16 protein-coding genes are annotated in these 18810 nt (G+C 70.9%); 5 read left to right on the forward strand and 11 right to left on the reverse strand.

Annotated elements, in window-relative coordinates; translation table 11 throughout:
* Positions 1–65: 65 nt before the first annotated feature.
* Positions 66–2942: a right-handed parallel beta-helix repeat-containing protein gene (locus tag IH61_RS0106195; RefSeq protein ID WP_158844690.1), complete on the forward strand. Its 2877-nt coding sequence runs from the start codon at positions 66–68 to the stop codon at positions 2940–2942.
* Positions 2943–3090: 148 nt separating this feature from the next.
* Here the strand turns inward: IH61_RS0106195 and IH61_RS0106200 are convergent, their stop codons facing one another.
* The 10 genes from IH61_RS0106200 to IH61_RS0106245 all read right to left on the reverse strand — a co-directional run bounded on the left by IH61_RS0106200 (position 3091) and on the right by IH61_RS0106245 (position 11857).
* Positions 3091–3786 (reverse strand): FadR/GntR family transcriptional regulator, encoded by a 696-nt coding sequence (locus tag IH61_RS0106200; protein ID WP_031066127.1) that lies wholly within the window; start codon positions 3784–3786, stop codon positions 3091–3093.
* A gap of 75 nt (positions 3787–3861) precedes the next feature.
* Positions 3862–4713 (reverse strand): amidohydrolase family protein, encoded by an 852-nt coding sequence (locus IH61_RS0106205; RefSeq protein WP_031066129.1) that lies wholly within the window; start codon positions 4711–4713, stop codon positions 3862–3864.
* Positions 4710–5021 carry an L-rhamnose mutarotase gene (locus IH61_RS0106210; protein ID WP_031066132.1) on the reverse strand — a complete coding sequence of 104 codons (312 nt, stop codon included), beginning with the start codon at positions 5019–5021 and terminating at the stop codon, positions 4710–4712. The genes IH61_RS0106205 and IH61_RS0106210 overlap by 4 nt, the downstream gene beginning before the upstream one ends.
* Positions 5018–5668: a LutC/YkgG family protein gene (locus IH61_RS0106215; RefSeq protein ID WP_031066135.1), complete on the reverse strand. Its 651-nt coding sequence runs from the start codon at positions 5666–5668 to the stop codon at positions 5018–5020. The genes IH61_RS0106210 and IH61_RS0106215 overlap by 4 nt, the downstream gene beginning before the upstream one ends.
* Complete coding sequence (locus tag IH61_RS0106220; RefSeq protein WP_031066138.1) at positions 5665–7131, reverse strand: LutB/LldF family L-lactate oxidation iron-sulfur protein; 1467 nt, start codon at positions 7129–7131, stop codon at positions 5665–5667. The genes IH61_RS0106215 and IH61_RS0106220 overlap by 4 nt, the downstream gene beginning before the upstream one ends.
* Positions 7128–7868 carry a (Fe-S)-binding protein gene (locus IH61_RS0106225; protein WP_031066142.1) on the reverse strand — a complete coding sequence of 247 codons (741 nt, stop codon included), beginning with the start codon at positions 7866–7868 and terminating at the stop codon, positions 7128–7130. Before IH61_RS0106225 ends, IH61_RS0106220 begins: the two co-directional genes overlap by 4 nt.
* Positions 7868–8887, reverse strand: a complete 1020-nt coding sequence (locus tag IH61_RS0106230) for an aldo/keto reductase (RefSeq protein ID WP_031066145.1) — start codon at positions 8885–8887, stop codon at positions 7868–7870. Before IH61_RS0106230 ends, IH61_RS0106225 begins: the two co-directional genes overlap by 1 nt.
* Complete coding sequence (locus IH61_RS0106235) at positions 8884–9645, reverse strand: SDR family NAD(P)-dependent oxidoreductase (RefSeq protein ID WP_031066147.1); 762 nt, start codon at positions 9643–9645, stop codon at positions 8884–8886. The genes IH61_RS0106230 and IH61_RS0106235 overlap by 4 nt, the downstream gene beginning before the upstream one ends.
* Entirely contained in the window at positions 9642–10994 is a 1353-nt protein-coding gene (locus IH61_RS0106240; protein WP_031066150.1) for an L-fuconate dehydratase, read from the reverse strand. The genes IH61_RS0106235 and IH61_RS0106240 overlap by 4 nt, the downstream gene beginning before the upstream one ends.
* A gap of 11 nt (positions 10995–11005) precedes the next feature.
* Positions 11006–11857 carry a fumarylacetoacetate hydrolase family protein gene (locus IH61_RS0106245; protein WP_031066153.1) on the reverse strand — a complete coding sequence of 284 codons (852 nt, stop codon included), beginning with the start codon at positions 11855–11857 and terminating at the stop codon, positions 11006–11008.
* A gap of 535 nt (positions 11858–12392) precedes the next feature.
* On the opposite strand from IH61_RS0106245, the gene IH61_RS0106250 reads away from it, so the two are divergent.
* The 4 genes from IH61_RS0106250 to IH61_RS0106265 all read left to right on the forward strand — a co-directional run bounded on the left by IH61_RS0106250 (position 12393) and on the right by IH61_RS0106265 (position 17301).
* On the forward strand, positions 12393–13448 hold the full coding sequence (locus tag IH61_RS0106250; RefSeq protein ID WP_031066156.1) for a sugar ABC transporter substrate-binding protein: 1056 nt from the start codon (positions 12393–12395) through the stop codon (positions 13446–13448).
* A gap of 71 nt (positions 13449–13519) precedes the next feature.
* The gene (locus tag IH61_RS0106255) at positions 13520–15076 is read left to right on the forward strand and encodes a sugar ABC transporter ATP-binding protein (protein ID WP_037971763.1); all 1557 of its coding nucleotides are present in this window, start codon (positions 13520–13522) and stop codon (positions 15074–15076) included.
* Positions 15060–16082: an ABC transporter permease gene (locus IH61_RS0106260; protein WP_031066162.1), complete on the forward strand. Its 1023-nt coding sequence runs from the start codon at positions 15060–15062 to the stop codon at positions 16080–16082. Before IH61_RS0106255 ends, IH61_RS0106260 begins: the two co-directional genes overlap by 17 nt.
* A gap of 184 nt (positions 16083–16266) precedes the next feature.
* Positions 16267–17301 (forward strand): sugar ABC transporter substrate-binding protein, encoded by a 1035-nt coding sequence (locus IH61_RS0106265; RefSeq protein WP_031066166.1) that lies wholly within the window; start codon positions 16267–16269, stop codon positions 17299–17301.
* A gap of 76 nt (positions 17302–17377) precedes the next feature.
* Here the strand turns inward: IH61_RS0106265 and IH61_RS49495 are convergent, their stop codons facing one another.
* Positions 17378–18796, reverse strand: a complete 1419-nt coding sequence (locus IH61_RS49495) for an LPXTG cell wall anchor domain-containing protein (protein ID WP_031066168.1) — start codon at positions 18794–18796, stop codon at positions 17378–17380.
* Positions 18797–18810: the final 14 nt, after the last annotated feature.

The raw sequence follows: 18810 nt of genomic DNA on the forward strand, positions 1-18810 counted from the left end.
CTCAGGTGCGGCGGCAGGTGTCACCCCCCGGCACCTGGCAACCGTCCAGCGCAAGGAGCCGCAACATGCCGAACTCCCACCCCCACCGGTCCGGCCGCCCGAGACGGCCGTCCCGACGCATGCTCGCCCTGGCCGCCTCGACCGCCCTCATCGCGGTCGCCCTCACCCCGGCCCTGTCCACGCCGGCGGCGGCCGTGACGCCCTCCGACCCCGCCGCGGTGAACCTCTACGTCGCGACCGACGGTGACGACGACAACGAGGGCACGTCGGAGGCGCAGGCATTCCTGACCCCCGTCCGGGCCCAGACCGCGGCCAGGGAGGCGAGTGCGGCCGGCAGCGCCGTCCACATCTGGGTCCGCGGCGGCACCTACTACCTGGCGGCCACCCTGTCGTTCTCGGCCGCCGACTCCGGGAGCGCGTCGGCCCCGGTCACCTACTCCGCCTACCCGGGCGAGAAGGTCGTCCTCAGCGGTGGCCGCGCGGTGCGGTCGGGCTGGTCGACGTACTCGGGCGACATCAAGGTCGCCGACGTCGGCACCGGCCTGGACATGGACGGGCTGTTCGTGAACGGGAAGAAGCAGATCCTCGCCCGTTACCCGAACTTCGAAGCCGACGCGGAATTCCTCAACGGCACCACCAGCATGTCCACGCTCAACAGCCGCGCACAGAACTGGAAGAACCCCGCCACGGGCTTCGTCCGCGCACTGCACAACGGGCACTGGGGAGGCAACGACTTCCGGATCACCGGCCGCACCTCCTCCGGGCTCCAACTGGAGTGGGTGGGCGACAACAACCGCGGCAGCGGCAAGGACGACAGCACGGTCGTGGCGGAGAACGTCTTCGAGGAGCTCGACGCCCCGGGCGAGTGGTTCTACGACAAGGCGGCCGGGAAGCTGTACTTCCAGCCGCCGGCCGACACCGATCTGAACACCGCCGTGGTCGAGACCGCCGAACTCAACGAGCTGGTGCGGATCGAGGGCGCGTCGGCTTCCCAGCCGGTCCACGACCTCGCCTTCGACGGCTTCACCTACACCGGGACCCATCGCACGCTCTTCAACACGCCCTACGAGGGCCTGCAGTTGGGCGACTGGGCGATCGCCCGGGCCGGAGCGGTCCACGCCAAGAACGCCGAGCGGATCACCGTCTCCAACTCCGCCTTCCAGGAGGTCGGTGGCAACGGCGTCGTCATCGACGGATACAACAAGGGCGACGTGGTCACCCGCAACCGGTTCACCGGCTCGGGCGCCAGCGACGTGCAGGTCGTGGGCTCCCGCAGTGCCGTACGCGATCCCTCCACCTGGGCGTCGATGGTCAACCCGCCCACCGACTCCACCCCTGGCCCCAAGAGCGAGGACTACCCGCGCGACATCACGGTCAGCTACAACAGCATGGCCGACATGGGCCGCTTCGAGAAGCAGAGCGCCGGCGTCAACATCTCCATGAGCAGCCGGGTCACCGTCTCCCACAACACGGTCCACGGCAGCCCGCGCTCGGGCGTGAACGTCAACGACGGCACCTGGGGCGGCCACCTCATCGAGTACAACGACATCTTCGACTGCGTGAAGGAGACCTCGGACCACGGGCCGATCAACGCCTGGGGCCGCGACCGCTTCTGGCCCGTCGCCGGCCCCAACCTCAATCCGGACGCCGACTCCGACGCGTACCAGAAGAAGATCTCCCAGCTCGACGTCGTCGAGCCGATCACCATCAGCAACAACAGGATCTGGCACAACAGCGAGTGGGCCGTCGACCTCGACGACGGCTCCACCAACTACGTCCTCAAGAACAACCTGCTGCTGAACGCCGGCATCAAGCTCCGGGACGGCTTCAACCGCACCGTCACCAACAACATCCTGGTCAACGGCACCATCTACGAGCAGATCACCCACCGCAACGTCGGTGACACGATCAAGAACAACATCACCCTCTCCGGCAAGGCGTACGACAACTACCAGAGCGACCCGGCCACTGCGAAGTACACCGCCGACAACAACCTGTTCTGGAACAACGGCCAGCCGGTCAGCGGCCTCGGCGGTACCTGGGAGTCCAACGGCCTGGACAAGAACTCCAGGACCGCCGACCCGCTCTTCGCGCAAGGCTCGCCCTGGACCGACCCCGCGATGAAGGACTACACCGTCGCCGCCGGATCGCCGGCACTGGCGCTCGGCTTCACCAACTTCCCGATGGACCGGTTCGGCACCGGCAACGCCGGCGAGGCCACCCCGCCCGCCGTCACCTTGCCCACCTCGCCCGTCGTGCCGAGCATCAAGGACCAGAAGGAGCTGTTCCTGGGCGCCACCGCCAAGGACATCGGCGGCAACGCGGACCAGTCCGCCACCGGCCTCCCGGACCAGAACGGCTTCCTCCTGACCGCCGTGCCCACCGACTCGCCCGCCTACACCCAGGGCCTGCGCGCCAACGACGTGGTCCGCAGGATCAACGACATCACGGTCACCGACCGCAACAGCTTCTGGACGGTCTACAACAAGGTCGCCCCCGGGAGCACGGCCGCCCTCGACGTGTGGCGCGGCCAGCAGGGCGGAACCGCTGTGACGGTGACCAAGCCGGTCACCGCCCAGACCTACAACGACACCGCCGGGGTGACCTACTCCGGTGCCGGCTGGAGCTGGCACTACGCGGCCATCGGCGGAGCCAACTCCCTGATGGACGACATCTGGGCCACCACCACGATCGGTCACTCCTTCAGCTACACCTTCAACGGCACCGGTGTCGAGTTCATCACCGAGACCAACACCGACGAGGGCCAGATCGAGATCTCGATCGACGGCGTCGTCCAGAAGACCGTCGACGCCTACAGCGACAGCCGCAAGTACCAGCAGACCGTCTACTCCACGAGCGGCCTGGCCCCGGGCGAGCACACGATCACCGGGGTGATGAAGACCGGCCAGTACATGATCGTCGACGGGTTCAGGGTCTCCTAGACCCTCTGGAGCTCCTGGACCCTCTGGAGCTCCTGGACGCTCGACGGACGGCGCACCTCAGCTCCGTCGGTGCCACCGCGGCGGTGGTGGCACCGACGGTGAGGTGACGCCGTATTCGTGCGCCTCATGTGCGGGGCGGGGCCGCGGATCAGCCGAGGGCCGAGCCCGCCGCGCCCAGGGTGCCGCGCAGCCACTGCTCGACGCCGCCGATGTGGACCGTCGTCCACGCCTGTGCGAGGTCGGGGCGACGTGCCGCGATGGCGTCGACGATCGCCTGGTGCTGCTGGCGGGTGCGTTCGACAGCGCCCTCCTCCGTCAGGCCCCGCCAGATCCGGGCCCGCGCGGTCGGCCCGGACAGGCCGTCGACCAGCGAGCCGAGCACCGCGTTCCCCGAGCCGGCCGCGAGCCTGCGGTGGAACTCCAGGTCGTTCTCGATCAGCTCGTCGAGCGAGGGGTCGTCGCTCAGGCCCGCCAGTACGGCGCCGAGTTCGGCGATGTCCTCGTCCGACATCGCGCGCGCGGCCATCGCCGCGGCCGCCGGCTCCAGGATGCGGCGGACCTCCAGGAAGTCCAGCACCGTGTCGTCCTGGTGGAAGTCGACGACGAATCCCAGGGCGTCGAGGAGCAGATCGGGGGCCAGGCTCGTGACGTACGTGCCGTCGCCCTGGCGGACGTCGAGGACCCGGATGAGGGAGAGCGCCTTGACAGCCTCCCGGAGGGAGTTGCGGGAGAGCCCGAGCCGGTCGGCGAGGTCGGCCTCCTTCGGGAGCCTCGATCCCGGGCTCAGCTCTCCGCTGACGATCATGGCCTTGATCTTCTCGATCGCCTCGTCGGTGACTGGCACTTCTTCGCCCCTCCAGAATGGTCCGATGTCTAAAGAATAGACCCGCCCCGTTCGACGGGGCGGGTCGGTGGCTGCTCAGAGGGCGTAGACGCGGACCGCGTTGTCGTGGAACACCGCCGACTTCTCGGCGGCGGTCAGCCCGTCCGTGAGGCTGTCGGCGATCCGCAGGACCTCCTGGTAGCCGGCCTCCAGGGTGCACACCGGCCAGTCCGAGCCGAAGAGGAGCCGCTGCGGGCCGAAGGCGTCCAGGGCGGCATCGGCGTACGGCTTCAGGTCCTCGGTCCGCCAGCGCCCAGGGGCCGCCTCGGTGACCAGGCCGGAGAGCTTGCAGACGGTGTTCGGCAGGGCGGCGAGGCGGTGCAGGTCCTCGGCCCAGGGGGCGACCTCGCCGGTGGCGATCGGAGGTTTGCCGAGATGGTCGAGGACGAACGTCAGACCGGTCAGGCCGGCGGCGGCGAGCGTGGCGGCCTGCAACTGGTGCGGTTTGAGCACGAGGTCGTAGGCGAGCCCGGCGGCGGCGACGGCGAGCAGGCCGCGGCGCACGTCCGGGCGCAGCAGCCAGTGCGGGTCGGGCTCCTCCTGGACCTGATGGCGGATGCCCACGAGCCTGTCGCCGCCCGGGAGTTCACGCAGCTCGAGGATGGCGTCGGCGACGTTCGGGGCGGTGAGGTCGGTCCAGCCGACGACCCCGGCGACCAGGGTGCTGCCTGCGGCGAGGGCCAGCAGCTCGGGGGTCTCCTCGGGGACACAGATGGTCTGGACGACGACGGTGCCGACCACGCCGGCCGCGCGGGCCTCGGCGGTGAGCTCGTCCGCGGTGAAGGAACGGGCCAGCGGAGCGAGGGCCCCGCCGGTGATCCAGGGCTGCGGGCGCGCCGCCAGGTCCCAGACGTGGTGGTGCGCGTCGATGATCCGCGGGGGCGTCACAGCTCCCACACCACCGGCAGCCCGGCCGCGCCACCGGCGGCCGAGTAGTCGTGGACGACGTCGAGGAGCTCGGCCATGCGCGCTTGCCAGGCGATGTTGACCGGCAGGTTCTCCAGCTCGGCGAGCAGGCGGGCGTAGTCCTCGCACTCCAGGACGTGGAACAGCTCGGAGCCGCTGCGCCAGATCGTCCACTCGCGTACGCCTGCGGCCTTGATGGCGTCGGTGAGTTCGGCGGGCACCTCGCGGTGCGCGGCCTCGTACTCCTCGATCCGGTCCTCGCGGACGCGGGTGTGCAGGGCGATCCTCATGGCTGCTCCGGCGTGGGGAGGTCGACGACGATGACGTCGAGGGTGCGGGGGCCGTGGACTCCCTCGACCCGGTCGAGTTCGATGTCGCTGGTGGCGGACGGTCCCGAGACGAACGTCAGGGGGAGGGTGGGGTCGAGGCGCGCGAGGGCGTCGGGGACGTCCTCGGCGATCTGCTCGGCGCGGACGACGCACAGGTGGTAGTCGGGGACGAGGCTGAGGGCCCGGCGGCCCTGGCCCGGGCCGGTGTCCAGGACGATGGTGCCGGTGACGGCGATGCCGACGGAGGCCAGGGTGATCGCGCCGTCCAGTGCGTCGAGGTCGGGGACGTCGAGCGGTTCCGGGTGCCACTCCCAGCCGCCGGTCGGCAGCATCTCGAGGGGGAAGCCGTCGGGCAGCGCGAGCCGCGTGGCCCCGCGTGCGGTGAGGGCGGCGGCGATGGCGGCGGGCAGCCCGGCGGGGTCGGTCCGGGTGACGGTGGCGCGGTAGTCGGCGACCCGCTCGGCGAACAGGGCCACGGCGTCCTGACCGGGCTCGACGTGGCTGCGACGGTAGTTCCGTGGGACGGGCACGTCGTTCGGGAGCTCGTCGGCCGGGACGTCGGCGAGGGCGGCGCGGATGCGGGCGAGGACGGCGGCGCGGCTGCTCATCGGTCACCTTCCCTGTTCTTGCGCCACCAGGTGCGGAAGGACTCGGCGGGCGGCGCGGGGGTGTCGCGGGTGTCGGACCAGCCGCTCAGCGGGCCGGGCAGTCGGCGGATGCGGCCGCGCCGGGCGAGCGCGCGCCCGCCGAGCGAGCCGGCCTTCTGGGCGGCGGTGAACAGCGCGGGGGAGTCGAGGACGGTGGTGGCGGCCTTCATCGCCAGAGCCTCGACGGTGGGCAGGTGTCGTCCGGCCCGTTTGGCCTCGACGGCTTCGGCCCGCAGGTGGGCCAGCAGCTCAGGGATGTTGATCTTCACCGGGCAGGCGTCGTAGCAGGCCCCGCACAGGGTGGAGGCGAAGGGCAGCGAGGCCGCCTTCTCGACGCCGACCAGTTGCGGGGTGAGGACGGCGCCGATGGGCCCGGGGTAGACGGAGCCGTAGGCGTGGCCGCCGGTGCGCTCGAAGACGGGGCAGACGTTGAGGCAGGCGGAGCAGCGGATGCAGGCGAGGGCCTGGCGGCCGAGGGTGTCGGCGAGGGTGTCGGCGCGGCCGTTGTCGAGCAGGACGAGGTGGAACTCCTGCGGCCCGTCGCCCTCGGTCACCCCGGTCCAGGTGGACGTGTAGGGGTTCATCCGCTCGCCGGTGGAGGAGCGGGGGAGCAGCTGGAGGAACACCTCCAGGTCGTCCCAGGTGGGGACGACCTTCTCGATGCCCATGACGGTGATGAGGGTCTCGGGCAGGGTCAGGCACATCCGGCCGTTGCCCTCGGACTCGACCACCATGACCGTGCCGGTGTCGGCGACGGCGAAGTTGGCGCCGGAGACGGCGACCTTCGCGCTGAGGAACTTGTCGCGCAGGTGGCGGCGGGCCGCTTCGGCGAGCGCCTTGGGGTCGTCGGTGAGGCCGTCGGGTGCGGGGAGGCCCCAGTTGCCCATCTCGGCGGCGAACAGGTCGCGGATCTCGCTGCGGTTCTTGTGGATCGCGGGCACGAGGATATGGGAGGGCCGGTCGTCGCCCAACTGCACGATCAGTTCGGCGAGATCGGTCTCGTAGGCGGTGATCCCGGCTTCGGCCAGGTGCTCGTTGAGGCCGATCTCCTGGGTGGCCATGGACTTGACCTTCACGACCTCCTTCTCCCCGGTGGCCCGCACCAGCGCGGTGACGATCCGGTTGGCCTCGGCGGCGTCGGAGGCCCAGTGCACGGTGCCGCCCGCCGCCGTGACGGAGCTCTCCAACTGCAGCAGGTACCAGTCGAGATGACGCGAGGTCCGGCGCTTGACCGCTTCGGCGGCGGTGCGCAGCTCCTCCCAGTCGTCCAGCTCCGAGGCGACGGCGAGGCGCTTGTCGCGGATGGTGCCGGTGGCCCGCTTCAGGTTGGCGCGCAGCTGGGTGTTCCCGAGTGCGCTGCGGGCCGCGTCGGGAAAGGCGGGGGAGCCGAGCCACACGACGCCCCGGTCGGTCGGGTTGCTCATCGCGGAGCTCCTTCGGTGCTGGCGAGGATCTCGGCCAGGTGCATGGTGCGCACCGTACTGCCTTGGCGGGAGAGTCCGCCGCCGATGTGCATCAGGCAGGAGTTGTCGGCCGCGCACAGGACTTCGGCGCCGGTCTCCAGGACGTCTGTGGCCTTGTCGGCGAGCATCGCGCCGGAGGTCGCGGCGTTCTTGAGGGCGAAGGTGCCGCCGAAGCCGCAGCAGGAGTCGGCGGCCGGGAGGTCGACCAGGTCGAGGCCCTCGACGGCGCGCAGCAGCCGCTGCGGCCGGTCGCCGAGGCGCAGTCCGCGCAGCGAGTGGCAGGTGGGGTGGTAGGTGACGCGGTGCGGGAAGCGGGCGCCGACGTCCTCGAGGCCGAGGACGTCGGTGAGGAACTCGGTGAACTCGTGCACCTTGGGGGTCAGTTCCGCGACCTGCCGTTGGAGGACCCCGTGGCCGTACTGCTCGGCGAGCACCGGGTGGTTCTCCCGGATCATGCCGGCGCAGGAGGCGGACGGGGTGACGACGGCGTCGTAGCCGGCGAAGGTCCGGGCGAAGCGGGCGACCAGGGGCATGGCGTCCGGGCGGTAGCCGGTGTTGAAGTGCATCTGCCCGCAGCAGGTCTGCTCCTGGGGGAACTCCACGGTGTGGCCGAGCCGTTCGAGGACGGTCACCACGGCGCGGCCGGTGTCGGGGAACATGGTGTCGGCCATGCAGGTGATGAACAGGGCGACGCGCATCAGCTCGCCTCCCAGGGGGTCGGGACCTCGAGGGGGATCAGCCCCTGCTCCTTGAGGTCGGCCCAGAGGGCGTCCGGGACGCGGTGGTCGAGCATGGCGGCGGCGTCCCGGACCTCGGCGGCGCTGCGGGTGCCGACCAGCACGCTCGCCACGGCGGGGTGCCCGAACGGGAAGCGCAGGGCGGCGGCGCGCAGCGGCACCCCGTGCTCCTCGCAGACGGCCTTGAGGTCCAGGGCGCGGGTGAGCAGTTCCTCGGGCGCGGCGGCGTAGTCGAAGGTGGCGCCGGGGCGCGGGTCGGCGAGCAGACCGGAGTTGAAGACCCCGCCGACCACGACGGCGACCTTGCGTTCCTCGGCCAGCGGCAGCAGTTCGGCGAGCCCGCGCTGGTCGAGCAGGCTGTAGCGGCCCGCCAGCAGGACGGCGTCGAGGTCGGTGTCGCGGACGAAGCGGGCGGGCAGCTCGGCCTGGTTCATGCCGATGCCGATCGCCCCGACGACCCCCTCCGCCCGCAGGCGTTCCAGCTCGGGGTACGCCTCCTCGAGGGCCTGCTCCGCGTGGTCGTCGGGATCGTGGAGGTAGGCGATGTCGATGCGGTCCAGGCCCAGCCGCCCAAGGCTGTCCTCGATCGAGCGGCGCACGCCTTCGGCGCTGAAGTCCCAGCGGCGCCGGTGGGTGGCGGGGACGGCGAAGCCGTCGGCGAGGTCGTCGGCGAGGTCGTCGGCGAGGTCGTCCCCGAAGGTGGGGACGGGGTCGAGGAGGCGGCCGACCTTGGTGGACAGGACGTACTCGTCCCTGGGGCGATGGCGCAGGGCCTGTCCGAGCCGGCGCTCGGACAGGCCCAGGCCGTAGTGCGGGGCGGTGTCGAAGTACCGCACACCGCAGTCCCAGGCCGCGTCGAGGGCCTCGGCGGCCTGCTCGTCGCTCAACGGGGTGAACAGGTTGCCGATGCCCGCCGCGCCGAAGGCGAACTCGCTGACCCGGAGCGGGCCGCGTCCGAGCCTGTTCCGGCGCAGGGTCATGGCGTCGGCTCCGGTCGCAGGCGCAGCCCCGCCATGCCGCCGTCGACCGCCAGGGCGGTGCCGGTGGTGCTGCCGGCTGCGGGGGAGGCCAGGTAGGCGATGGCGGCGGCGACCTCCGCGGCGGCGACCAGGCGGCCGGTGGGCTGGCGGGCGTTGAGCGCGGCGCGCTCGGCGGCCGGGTCGTCGGCGGCGTCGAGCAGCCGTCCGACCCAGGGGGTGTCCACGGTGCCGGGGTTGACGCAGTTGACGCGGATGCCCTCGCGGACGTGGTCGGCGGCCATGGCCAGGGTGAGGGAGAGGACGGCGCCCTTGCTGGCGGAGTAGAGCGCGCGCTGCGGCAGGCCGGCGGTGGCGGCGATGGAGCAGGTGTTGACCACCGAGGCGTGGGCGGAGCGCCGCAGGTACGGGAGGGCGGCGCGGGTGGTGCGGACGATGCCGAGGACGTTGACGTCCAGGACGCGGTGCCACTGCTCGTCCGGGTTGTCCTCGACCGTCCCGGCGGCCCCGATACCGGCGTTGTTGACGAGGATGTCGATCCCGCCGAGCGCCTCGGCCGCCCTCTGAACGGCCGCGCGGACGGACAGGTCGTCGGCGACGTCGGCGGCGAAGCCGTGCAGCGGCGCGTGTGCGCCCTTGGGGTCGAGGTCGAGGACGGCGACCTCCGCTCCGCGCTCGCTGAGCAACTGGGCGGTGGCGAGCCCGATTCCGGAGGCGCCGCCGGTGACCAGGGCGGTGAGCCCGTCGAGGTCGGTCGTCATGCGTCCTCCTCCGTGCCGGAGCCGGCCAGGTCGGCCGCCCAGAACGTTCCGTCGGGGTAGATGTAGGTGTCGATGGTGCTCTGGTGCATGGCGGCGGAGAAGCCGGGCGCGGTGGGGGCACGGTAGTGGCCGTCGGTGATCACCACCGGGTCGAGGAAGTGCTCGTGGAGGTGGTCGACGAACTCGATGACGCGGTCCTCGGTGGTGCCGGTGAGGGCGACGTAGTCGAACATGGACAGGTGCTGGACGAGTTCGCACAGGCCCACGCCGCCGGCGTGCGGGCAGACCGGGACGCCGAACTTGGCGGCGAGCAGCAGGATGGCGAGGTTCTCGTTGACGCCGGCGACCCGGGCGGAGTCGAGCTGGAGGATGTCGATGGCGTCGGCCTGGAGCAGCTGCTTGAAGACGATGCGGTTCTGGACGTGTTCGCCGGTGGCGACCTTCACGGGGCTGACCCCGCGCCGGATCGTGGCGTGTCCGAGCACGTCGTCGGGGCTGGTGGGTTCCTCGATCCAGTACGGGTCGAACTCCGAGAGCGCCGTGGTCCATTCGACGGCCTCGGCGACGTTCCAGCGCTGGTTGGCGTCGATGGCCATCCGGATGTCGGGCCCGACGGCTGCGCGGGCGGCCCGGCAGCGGCGGATGTCGTCGGCGAGGTCGGCGCCGACCTTGAGCTTGATCTGGGTGAAGCCGTCGGCGACGGCCTCGCGGGCGAGGCGGGTGAGCTTCTCGTCGGAGTAGCCGAGCCAGCCGGGGGAGGTGGTGTAGGCGGGGTAGCCCCGGCGCAGGAGTTCGGCGGCGCGCCCGGTGGCGCCCTGCTTGCCCTTGGTCAGCAGGTCGAGGGCTTCGTCGGGCGTCAGCGCGTCGGCGATGTAGCGGAAGTCGATCTGGGAGACGAGCCAGGCGGGGTCGGCGTCGGCGAGCAGCTGCCACAGCGGCTTGCCCTCCTGCTTGGCGGCGAGGTCCCAGACGGCGTTGACGACGGCGCCGACGGCCATGTGCATCACGCCCTTCTCCGGGCCCAGCCAGCGCAGTTGGCTGTCGCCGATCAGGTCACGGTACAGCGAGCCGGGGTCGGCGCACAGCTCGGCGACCGTACGTCCGACGACGTGGTCGCGCAGCGCGTCGATGGCGGCGACCTGGACGTCGTTGCCGCGCCCGATGGTGAAGGTGAAGCCGTGGCCCTCGTGACCGCGCTCGCGTCCGTCCTGGGAGGTCCGCAGGACGACGTAGGCGGCGGAGTAGTCGGGGTCGGGGTTCATCGCGTCGGACCCGTCCAGCTCCCGCGAGGTCGGGAAGCGGACGTCGTAGGTGTCGACGGCGGTGATGCGTGCTGCGGTTGCGGACAAGGGGGTGCCTCTCACGCGTTGCGGAAGGTCTGGCGCTGGGTGCCGAGGCCGTCGATGGACAGCTCGACGGTGTCTCCGTCGCGCAGGTAGGGGTTGCCGGGCAGTCCCAGGGCCACACCGGCCGGGGTGCCGGTGTTGATGACGTCGCCGGGGCGCAGCACCATGTACTGGCTCAGGTACCGGACGAGGTACGCGACGTCGAAGACCATGTTCTTGGTGTGGCCGCTCTGGCGGGTCTCGCTGTTGACGGCAAGGCGCAGGGCGAGGTCCTGCGGGTCGCCCGCCTCGTCCGGGGTGACCAGCCAGGGGCCCAGCGGGTTGAAGCTCTCGCAGGACTTGCCCAGGTCCCACTGGCCGGAGAACTCCAGCTGGAACTCCCGCTCGGAGACGTCGTTGCTGATCGCGTAGCCCGCGACGCACTCCCGCGCCGCCTCCGCGTCGGCGAGGTAGCGGGCCTCGCGGCCGATGACGACGGCGAGTTCCACCTCCCAGTCGGTCTTCACCGACCCGCGGGGGATCAGCACCTGGTCGTACGGGCCCACCACGGTGGACGGGTCCTTCATGAAGACCACCGGGCGCTCGGGGACGGCGGCCCCGGTCTCCTCGGCGTGGTCGCGGTAGTTGAGGCCGATGCAGACCACCTTGCCCGGGCGGGCGACGGGAGGGCCGATCCGCTGGTCGGCCGGGTCGATGGTCGGCAGGGTGCCCGCGGCCAGTGCGTCCCGGACCCGGTCGATCCCGTCCGAGGCGAGGAAGGGCCCGTCGATGTCGGCGGTCAGGCCCGAGAGGGAGTAGGTGCACCCGTCCTCGCCGAGGACGGCCGGGATTTCCGCCCCCGGAGCCCCCATACGCAGTAGCTTCATGCGGTGTCTCCTGTCGTAGTTCCGGAGGTCGTGGCCCTCCGCCGGCAACACATCGGATGATTCTGCCGTGCCCTGACCATACGAGCCAGGGCACTTCATCGCAAGAAGTCATCGGATGTCTTGGGACATCTTTGGATCTCTGCCGTCCTCGCTCGGTGGATCGCCTTGTTGCGTGTACGGGTCGGAACGAGGCGTAACACTTCTTGACAATGCAGGTTGGACACCTGGATGTTACGAATGGGAATCATCCGAGGTCTTCTCTTGTCAGCCTGATGGCGCCCTCGTAAAGTCCTCACTACCGCAATCCATCCGATGACTGCGGAGGCGTGATCCGTTCCCCCGTCGCGGGCCCGCCGGACCGGGGAATCGGCCTCCCTCCCGGATGAGGGCCGGGAGGGAGGCCGATTCCCCCCTCACTCTGCTCCCTCTGCTCCGCCACCCCGCGGGGACGAGCCGCTCGGCTCCCCCGCGCCGGACCGAACCGCTTCCCGCCAGTCCCGAGGAAGCCGGCATCCCAGCCAAGGAGATCAGCACCATGAAGCCTCGCTCCTCCAGAATCGCGGCCACCGCCGCCGCCGTGGTCGTCCTGGCGGGGGCCGCCACGGCCTGCAACCGTGGCAGCGACTCGGCCTCCTCGTCCTCCTCCGGTGGCGGAAAGGCGGCGATCGGCATCGACCTGCCCCGTGCGGACTCCGACTTCTGGAACTCCTACGCGCAGTACGTCAAGAAGGACGCCTCCTCCCAGGGCCTGAACACCCTGCCGGTCAGCAACTCGCAGAACGACGTGACCAAGCTGGTCGCCAACGTCCAGGTCTTCCAGAACACCGGGGCCAAGGCCGTGGTCATGGCCCCCCAGGACACCGGTGCCATCGCCTCCACCCTCGAACAGCTCTCCGGCAAGAAGATCCCGGTGGTCAGCGTCGACACCCGCCCCGACAAGGGCAACGTCTACATGGTCGTCCGCGCCGACAACAAGGCGTACGGCACCAAGGCGTGCGAGTTCCTCGGCAAGCAGCTCGGCGGCAAGGGCAAGGTCGCCGAACTCCAGGGCGCGCTGAGCTCCATCAACGGCCGCGACCGCTCCGAGGCGTTCGCTGCCTGCATGAAGGAGAAGTTCCCCGACATCCAGGTGATCGAGCTGGCCACGGAGTGGAAGGGGGACGTCGCCTCCGCGAAGCTCCAGTCCACGCTGGCCGCCAACGCCGACCTGGGCGGCATCTACATGCAGGCCGGCGGCGTCTTCCTCCAGCCCACCATCGCCCTGCTCCAGCAGAAGGGCCTGCTCAAGCCGGCTGGCCAGCCGGGCCACATCGCCATCGTCTCCAACGACGGCATCCCGCAGGAGTTCGACGCGATCCGCAAGGGCGACATCGACGCCACCATCTCCCAGCCCGCCGACCTGTACGCCAAGTACGCGCTCTTCTACGCGCAGGCCGGCGCCGAGGGCAAGACGTTCCAGCCCGGCGCCACCGACCACCAGTCCACGATCATCCAGCTGCCCAACGGCCTGGAGGACCAGCTGCCCGCGCCGCTGGTCACCAAGGACAACGTCGACGACAAGAGCCTCTGGGGCAACAACGTCAGCAAGTAGTCCCCAGAGCCGTGAGTGGCGGCAGGCTGCTCGCCGCCACTCACGGAACCCCCAGCGGAAAGGACATCCCCATGGCGGACCCCAGCCCCGTCCGGGGCCCGGTCGTCGAGGCCGACGGGATCAGCAAGCGCTTCGGCGCCACCGTCGCCCTGAGCGCCGCGCGCATCTCGGTCGAGCCCGGTGAGTCGCACGCCCTCGTGGGCCGCAACGGCGCGGGCAAGTCCACGCTCGTCTCGATCCTCACCGGACTGCAGACGCCCGACACCGGCTCCCTGCGCTTCGACGGCGAACCGGCACCGGCTCCCGGTGACACCGACGCCTGGCGCTCGAGGGTCGCCTGCGTCTACCAGCGCTCCACGATCATCCCCGCGCTCAGCGTGGCAGAGAATCTCTTCCTCGACCGGCAGAGCGCGGGCGCGCTGCGCCCGATCAGCTGGAAGCAACTGCGCCACCGAGCCGCAGAGTTGCTCGCCGAGTACGGCGTCGACGTCGACCCCACCGCGCGCGCCGAGGACCTCACCGTCGAGCAGCGCCAGTTCGTGGAGATCGCCCGGGCGCTGTCCTTCGGCGCCCGGTTCATCATCCTGGACGAGCCCACCGCCAAGCTCGACGCACGCGGCATCGAGAAGCTCTTCGAGAAGCTGCGCTCACTGCAGGAACAGGGTGTCGCCTTCCTGTTCATCTCGCACCACCTGCAGGAGGTCTACGAGCTCTGCACCACCGTGACGGTCTACCGCGACGCCCGGCACATCGTCACCGCCCCGGTCGTCAGGCTGGACCAGCAGGCGCTGGTGGAGGCGATGACCGGCGAGAGGGCGGGTGGCGCCGAGCCCGCGTGGTCGGTGAAGGGGAGAGCACGATCGGACGGCGACCCGCTGCTGGACGTCTCCGGTCTCACCCTGGCCGGCGTCTACGAGGACTTCTCCCTGACCGCGCGCCCCGGAGAGGTCGTGGGGCTCGCCGGGGCGGCCGCGAGCGGCAACGTGCAGCTCGGCGAGACCCTCGCCGGCCTGCACAGGCCCGGCAGCGGCACGGTCACCGTCGCAGGGCGTCCGGTCCGGACCGGACGGGTCCACGCCGCCCTCGCGGCCGGGATCGGGTTCGTCCCCGAGGACCGCCACGTCCAGGGCCTGGTGCCCCAGCGCAGTGTCGCCGAGAACGCGACCCTCACCGTCACCGACCAGCTCGGCCCCTACGGCACCGTGCTGCCCTCCCGTACCCGGGCGTTCGCCGAGCGGATGATCAAGGACCTGGACATCAAGACACCCGGGGCCTCCGCCCCGGTGTCGGCCCTGTCCGGCGGCAACCAGCAGAAGGTCGTCATCGCCCGGGCACTGGCCACCGCACCGCATGTCCTGGTCGCGATCCGCCCGACCAACGGCGTGGACATCAAGTCCAAGGAATCCCTGCTCGGCACCGTCCGCCAGGTCGCCGACGACGGCAAGGCCGCCCTGATCGTCTCCGACGAACTCGACGACCTGCGGGTCTGCGACCGCGTGCTGGCCATGTTCCACGGCCGCGTCGTCGCCGAGTTCGAGCACGGCTGGAACGACGAACAACTGGTCGCGGCCATGGAGGGCATGACCGGCCCGACCGATACGAAGGAACCCCATGACTCCCACCACTGAGGTCCCCGCCGCGGCGGTCGCCGCCCCCGCCGGGCGCCGCTTCGACCTCGCCCGCTACCGCGACCTGTCGCTCGTCCCGGTCCTGCTGGTCCTGGGCGTGATCGGATTCATCGTCTCCCCGGCCTTCCTGACCTCGGACAACCTCCTCGGCGTCGGCCAGCAGGCCACCGAACTGAGCCTGCTCGTCCTCGCCGAGGCGCTCATCCTCATCGCCGGCCGGATGGACCTGTCCCTCGAATCCACCATCGGCGTCGCCCCCGTGATCGCCGTCTGGCTCGTCCTGCCCGACCACGGCGCCCGCTTCAACGGCCTCGGCCTCTTCCCGGAGTGGAGCGCCATCCCGCTGTGCCTGCTGGTCGGCGCCCTCATCGGCGCGATCAACGGCTTCCTCATCCTCAAGCTGCGCCTCAACGGCTTCATCGTCACCCTCGGCGCGCTCACCCTGCTGCGCGGCCTCCAAGTCGCCGTCTCCCAGGGCCAGTCCATCGTCAACGTGCCCGACTCCTTCCGCTACCTCGGCAGCGCGAGCTGGCTCGGCGTCCCGGCCGCGATCTGGATCTGCGCCCTGCTGTTCCTGGCCGGCGGCAGCGCCCTCGCCTGGCTGCGGCACGGCCGCGCCCTCTACGCGATCGGCGGCAACGCGGAGGCCGCCCGGGCGGCCGGTATCCGCGTCGACCGGATCGTCTGGGCCGTACTGATCCTCGGCGGACTGCTCGCCGCCTTCGCCGGCATCCTCTACACCGGCCACTACGGCTCGATCTCTGCCGACCAGGGCAACGGCTGGATCTTCCAGGTCTTCGCCGCCACCGTCATCGGCGGCGTCAGCCTCAACGGCGGCCGGGGCACGCTCTTCGGCGCCCTCACCGGTGTCCTCACCCTCCAGCTCGTGGTCAACGTCATGACCCTCGCCGGAGTGCCACCCCTGTGGAACCAGTTCCTCAACGGCGCGATCATCATCATCGCGCTGATCATCTCCCGCTACGCCTCGGGAGAGAAGCAGGAGTGACCGGTACCACCACCTGAAGCCGCCGGAGCGGCGCCACCAGTCCGTCGGGGAACCTGGTCGCGCTGCTCCGGCCCTTTTCGCTCCCCGGCCCCGGCCTGCCCGCTTCGGTGGCGGGCCGGGGCCTCGGACCTCCGCCGTCTCCGCCACCCGGTGCGAGAACCCCACCCGAAGGACGGTCTGACGAATGAAGAGACGAAAGGCCCGGAGAACCTGCCTGTGCGGCGCCGCGGTCCTGCTCACCGGATGCCTCAGCGCGTGCGGCGGCAGTGCCGAGCCGAACGGAGCACCGCCGCGGATAGGCATCGACACCCCCAGCACCGATTCCGACTTCTGGAAGGCGTACGCCAGGTACGTCCGGCTGGAGAGCGAGAGCCTGGGGCTGAACATGCTGCCGCCGACGGCCTCGAACGGCGACGAGGCGACGTTCACCGCCAACATCCAGGCGTTGGCCGCCCAACACCCCAAGGCCATCGTCATGGCGCCGCAGAACACCAGAGCCCTGCAGCCGCTGCTCGACAGCCTCAACGGCCAGAAGATCCGTGCGGTCAGCGTCGACACCGAGCCGGAGGGCGGCGAGGTGTACATGGTCGTCCGCGCCGACAACCGCTCCTACGGCTCCAAGGCATGCGAGTTCCTCGGCCAGCAGCTGCACGGGAAGGGCAGGGTCGCCGAGCTCCAGGGCTCCCTCGCCTCGATCAACGGCTACGAGCGCTCGAACGGCTTCGCCGCCTGCATGAAGCGGAACTTCCCGGGGATCGAGGTCATCGAGCTGGCCACCGAGTGGAAGGGGGACGTCGCCTCCGCGAAGCTCCGGTCCACGCTGGCCGCCCACCCGGACCTGGGCGGCATCTACCTGCAGGCCGGCGGTGTCTTCCTCCAGCCCACCATCGCCCTGCTGCAGCAGAAGGGCCTGCTCAAGCCCGCCGGGCAGAGCGGCCACATCGCCATCGTCTCCAACGACGGCATCCCCGCCGAGCTCGACGCCATCCGCAAGGGCCAGATCGACGCGACCGTCTCCCAGCCCGCCGACCTGTACGCCAAGTACGCGCTCTTCTACGCGAAGGCCGCCGCCGAGGGCAGGTACTTCCAGCCCGGCCCCACCGACCACCAGTCCACCATCAAGCTCCTGGCCAACGGCCTGGAGGACGAGCTCCCCGCCCCCCTGGTCACCAAGGACAACGTCGACGACAGGACCCTGTGGGGCAACAGCCACGGCTGACCGGGGCCCGGGGCAGGTGGGGGGAGGGGCCGTCCGCGAGGACGACCCCTCCATCGATCAGGCCGATTCGGCCGGATCAGTGACGACGGTGCCGCACCTGGCGGCGGCGGCGCAGGACGAGCACCGCACCTCCGCCGAGGAGGGCGGTGCCGATCAGCGTCGGGACCATGACGCTGCTGCCGCCGGTGGCGGCGAGCTGCGGGCCCTTGGCGGCGGGCGACGCCGACTGGTCGGAAGCCTTGACCGGCGACTTGGCCAAGGCCAGGTCCTCGGTCGTGTCACCGGGGTGGGAGTGGCTCGCGCTCGGCGTCGTACGGGGGGCGGTGGTGGCCGGCTTGGGAGCGGCGTCCGCGCCCTTGCTCGCGCCGGGCGTGGCGCTCGCGGTGCCGGACTGGGCGCCTTGGAAGGCGAGGTCGACGGTGACGTCGACCCCGTCGGCGGTCATCTTGCTGTAGCTCAGCTTGATGTGGTGAGCGAGGTCGGTCATCGGTTCGGTGCCCGTGAAGGAGCCGACCATCTTGGCCTTGTCCTCCGTGGTGTTGCGGAGGTTGTCCGGGTACAGGTAGTTCCCCCCGCGGACCAGGAAGACGAAGACGCCCGGGTTCTCGACGTCGGTGTCCACGCTGTCGGCGACATTGGTGCGGTACTCGAGGACGACCCGGTCGCCGTCGCTGCCGAAGGGTATGTCGACGACCCGGGAGCCACCGGCGGCCGCCGGGGCGTGGAGGGGGGTGAGGTGGACCGTCGTGGTCGTCTTGGGCGAGACGATCCGGTCGGCGGGCAGCCACTTCTTGGCGATGAGCTCGGGTGAGGACAGCCCCTTGTGACCGCCGCCCCCGCCCATGGGGGTGATGTGGCTGGTCCCGTCGCCCGAGCAGTTGGTGAACTGCCCGACGGGGCACAGCGCGCGTCCCTGATGGGGGAAGCCCATGTTGTGCCCGAACTCGTGGAGGGCGGCGGTGGTGTCGTCGCCGTTGATCGCTCCCTCCTGGAACCAGGTGGTCGGCCCCGGCTGCGAGCCCAGACCCCACCAACTGCACGCGTTGCCGCCGGGCATGACGATCGACAGGTGATCGCGCTTCACGTCGGCCGGCATGGCCTTGGCGGCCAGATCGGCGATCTTGCCGGGATCGCACTGGGACTTGTCGATGTCGATGTCGAACGGTCCGAAGACGCCGTCGCCCTGCGCCGGTACCACGGCCACGCGCCCGCCGGAGTTCGTGGCGTAGTACGCGGCGACGGAGTCCTTGGACTTGAAGAACTGCTGAACGGCCTTCTCGTGCACCACCTTGGCGTCGGAGAGCGAGGCGTTGCGGAAGTTCACCAGGACCACCGCGTGGTGGTCCGTCACCTCCGGCCCCGGCTCGGCCGCGGCGGGAGCGGTGAACGGGCCTCCGGCGAGCACCGTCGTGGCGGTGGCGGCGGCCAGGGCGAGCGCCCGGCGGCCGAGTGGCCGCCGACCGGAGCGGGTGGTGCGGAGATCTGTGCGTGCCATGCGCGCATTCCTTA

The organism is Streptomyces sp. NRRL WC-3742, assembly GCF_000720635.1.
Taxonomy (GTDB): Bacteria; Actinomycetota; Actinomycetes; order Streptomycetales; family Streptomycetaceae; genus Kitasatospora.